General features: G+C 62.6%; 4 protein-coding genes and 1 pseudogene. All 5 read right to left on the reverse strand.

The window, feature by feature from the left end; all coding sequences use genetic code 11:
- Positions 1–103 (reverse strand): annotated as a pseudogene (ribH, locus tag ACIONG_RS28265) (6,7-dimethyl-8-ribityllumazine synthase); the annotation flags it as partial.
- Between the two features lie 186 nt (positions 104–289).
- On the reverse strand, positions 290–1,381 hold the full coding sequence (gene ribBA / locus ACIONG_RS28270; RefSeq protein WP_103303731.1) for a bifunctional 3,4-dihydroxy-2-butanone-4-phosphate synthase/GTP cyclohydrolase II: 1,092 nt from the start codon (positions 1,379–1,381) through the stop codon (positions 290–292).
- A 16-nt stretch (positions 1,382–1,397) separates the two neighbouring features.
- A complete protein-coding gene (locus ACIONG_RS28275; protein ID WP_103303732.1) occupies positions 1,398–2,063 on the reverse strand; it encodes a riboflavin synthase in 666 nt (221 codons plus the stop codon).
- Positions 2,064–2,110: 47 nt separating this feature from the next.
- Positions 2,111–3,244, reverse strand: coding sequence for a bifunctional diaminohydroxyphosphoribosylaminopyrimidine deaminase/5-amino-6-(5-phosphoribosylamino)uracil reductase RibD (gene ribD / locus ACIONG_RS28280; RefSeq protein WP_401304122.1), 1,134 nt, complete (start codon positions 3,242–3,244; stop codon positions 2,111–2,113).
- The coding region (locus ACIONG_RS28285; RefSeq protein WP_401304125.1) for an ATP cone domain-containing protein at positions 3,241–3,464 on the reverse strand (224 nt) is incomplete at its 5' end. The genes ribD and ACIONG_RS28285, both read right to left, overlap by 4 nt.

The raw sequence follows: 3,464 nt of genomic DNA on the forward strand, positions 1-3,464 counted from the left end.
CGCTGACCAGGCTTTCAACAACGAAGCTGTTGAAGCGGCCCACTACCAAAGCGTAGCGGCCTTTAGGGGCGATGAAGGTACCTTCGATGGTCTTCAGGGTCATTCGTCAGTTCTCTTAAAGAGCCGGGACGCGTCTCGTACGCATCCCTCAGTGATATTAGCTGTGGCGAGGGGATTTATCCCCGATGGACTGCGTAGCAGTCCCAAAACAGGGGCCGCTGCGCAGCCGTCGGGGATGAATCCCCTCACCACAAGAATCCATGTCAACAATGCCGGAAACAACCGGTCATTATTCGGAGGGCACGTATTCTACAACTTCCAGATCGAAACCGGATATCGCATTAAATTTCATTGGCGCGCTCATCAAACGCATTTTGCGCACACCGAGGTCACGCAGGATCTGCGAACCGGCACCGACGATGCTGTAGGTGGTCGGTTTTTTCGGCGCGGCCTGATCACCGGTTTCACGGATGTGCGCCAGCAACACGTCACCATCGAGCGGGTGACCGAGCAACAGCACCACACCGCTGCCCGCTTCGGCAACCGCAGCCATCGCGGCGCGCAGGCTCCAGCGGCCCGGTTGCTTGACCATCAGCAGGTCGCGCAGAGGGTCCATGTTGTGTACGCGAACCAGGGTCGGTTCTTCGGCGCAAACAGTGCCCAACGTCAGGGCCATGTGCACGTCGCCTTCCACCGAATCACGATAGGTCACCAGGTTGAATTGGCCCAGTTCGCTGTCCAGCGGCTGCTCGGCAATCCGCTGAACGGTACGTTCGTGGATCATCCGGTAGTGGATCAGGTCGGCGATGGTGCCGATCTTGATGTTGTGTTCGGCAGCGAAAGCTTCCAGTTCGGTGCGGCGGGACATGGTGCCGTCGTCGTTCATCACTTCGCAGATCACGCCGCTCGGCTCGAAACCGGCCATGCGCGCCAGGTCGCAAGCGGCCTCGGTGTGGCCGGCGCGAGCCAGGGTGCCACCGGCCTGTGCCATCAGCGGGAAGATGTGGCCCGGGCTGACGATGTCTTCAGCCTTGGCGTCTTTGGCGGCAGCGGCTTGCACGGTGCGTGCACGGTCGGCGGCGGAGATGCCGGTGGTCACGCCTTCGGCCGCTTCGATCGACACGGTGAACTTGGTACCGAAACCGGAACCGTTACGCGGGGCCATCAGTGGCAGCTTCAACAGTTCGCAGCGCTCGCGGCTCATCGGCATGCAGATCAGGCCACGGGCGTGCTTGGCCATGAAGTTGATGTGCGCAGCCGTGCAGCATTCGGCGGCCATGATCAGGTCGCCTTCGTTCTCGCGGTCTTCGTCATCCATGAGGATGACCATCTTGCCTTGGCGGATGTCTTCAACCAGTTCTTCGATGCTATTGAGCGCCACAAGGCACCCCCTTCAGTCAGGATTTGAGGTAGCCGTTGGCGGCCAGAAAGCTTTCAGTGATCGTACCGCCAGCGCTCGGCTCTGCGGCCTTGTCGCCCAAGAGCAGACGCTCCAGATAACGCGCCAGCAAGTCGACTTCCAGATTCACCCGGCGACCTGGCTTGTAGGACGCCATGATGGTTTCGCTCAGGGTGTGCGGAATGATCGTCAGCATGAATTCGGCGCCATCGACCGCGTTCACGGTCAGGCTGGTGCCGTCGACGGTGATCGAGCCTTTGTGGGCGATGTACTTGGCCAGTTCCTTCGGCGCGCGGATGCGAAATTCCACCGCGCGGGCATTGTCGGCGCGGGAAACGATCTCGCCGACACCGTCGACGTGACCGCTGACCAGATGCCCGCCGAGACGGGTGGTCGGCGTCAGGGCTTTTTCCAGATTGACCGGGCTGCCGCTTTTCAGGTCATTCATGGCGGTGCAGTCGAGGGTTTCGCGGCTGACGTCGGCAGCGAAACCGTCACCCGGCAATTCAACCGCCGTCAGGCAGACGCCGTTGACCGCGATGCTGTCGCCGAGTTTGACGTCGCTCAGGTCGAGCTTGCCGGTTGCAACATGCACCCGTACATCGCCGCCCTTTGGGGTCAGTGCACGGATACTGCCGATGGATTCGATGATGCCGGTAAACATGGGGTTCTCCTTGAGAACGAAGCCAGCGCTAACGCGATGGCCGGGAATTATACGCTCGCCGATGGAACAGGGATGGCAGTGACTCGCCAGTCATCGCCAACCGCGCGAATTTCAGTGATTTTCAGCTCGGGGGCGTCCTTCATGAAGGACAGCGGCCAGTCCAGCAGCGGACGTGCCGAGGAACCCAGAAACTTGCCGGCGATGAAGATCACGAACTCGTCGACCAGACTGAGCTGAGCAAACGCACCGGCCAGACGCGGGCCAGCCTCGACCAACACTTCATTGACGCCACGGCCGGCCAGTTCGATCAGCAGTTGATGCAGATCGACCTGACCGTCATCGCCCGGCACGATCAGGCACTCCGGACCGTTGGCGTATTGCTCTTCGACTGCCATGCACGTGGCGACCAGCGCCGGCCCAGCCTTGAAGAATGGCGCGTCGAGCGGCACCCGCAGACGACCATCAATCAGCACGCGCAATGGCGGGCGGCTGATGGCCAGAGCAGTTTGTTCGGCATCCAGGCCCAACTCGTCAGCGCGCACGGTCAGGCGGGCGCCATCGGCCAGCACCGTGTCGGCACCGGTCAGCACCACGCTGGCCTGGGCGCGCAAACGCTGCACCGCCGAACGTGCGGCCGGGCCGGTGATCCATTGGCTCTCGCCGCTCTCCATCGCCGTGCGACCGTCGAGGCTCATGGCCAACTTGACCCGCACGAACGGCAAGCCGTGTTCCATGCGTTTCAGGAAACCTTGATTGAGCTTGCGCGCCTCACCTTCCAGCGCGCCGCTTTCGGTGGCGATACCGGCATCGGCCAGACGCTGCAAGCCACGGCCGGCCACTTGCGGGTTGGGATCGCGCATTGCTGCGACCACACGCCCAACGCCGGCATTGACCAACGCATCGGCACACGGCGGCGTGCGGCCATGGTGGCTGCAAGGTTCCAGCGTCACGTAAGCGGTGGCGCCCCGGGCCAGTTCACCGGCGGCGCGCAAGGCGTGGACTTCGGCGTGCGGTTCGCCGGCACGTTCATGCCAGCCTTCGCCGACAATCTGCCCGTCCTTCACAATCACGCAGCCCACACGAGGGTTGGGGTGCGTGGTGTAGTGACCTTTGCGCGCCAGTTCCAGCGCGCGGGCCATGAAATGGGCGTCGAGGATGGCCTGCTCGGCGGCGCGGGTCATTCTTTCACCGGTTCGCGGGCGAGGCGGTCGATCTCTTCGCGGAACTCGTTGAGGTCCTGGAAGCGTCGGTACACCGAGGCGAAACGGATGTAGGCCACTTCATCGAGCTTTTGCAGCTCGGCCATCACCAGTTCGCCGACCACGAGGGATTTGACCTCGCGCTCGCCAGTGGCGCGCAGCTTGTGCTTGATGTGGACCAGGGAGGATTCGAGGCGCTCGA

Source organism: Pseudomonas sp. NPDC087817, assembly GCF_044742875.1.
Classification (GTDB): Bacteria; Pseudomonadota; Gammaproteobacteria; order Pseudomonadales; family Pseudomonadaceae; genus Aquipseudomonas.

Excerpts from the sequence above, each read along its gene's own strand:
- ACIONG_RS28275 (WP_103303732.1), bottom strand. The coding sequence starts at position 2,063 with ATGTTTACCGGCATCATCGAATCCATCGGCAGTATCCGTGCACTGACC.
- ribD (WP_401304122.1), bottom strand. The coding sequence starts at position 3,244 with ATGACCCGCGCCGCCGAGCAGGCCATCCTCGACGCCCATTTCATGGCC.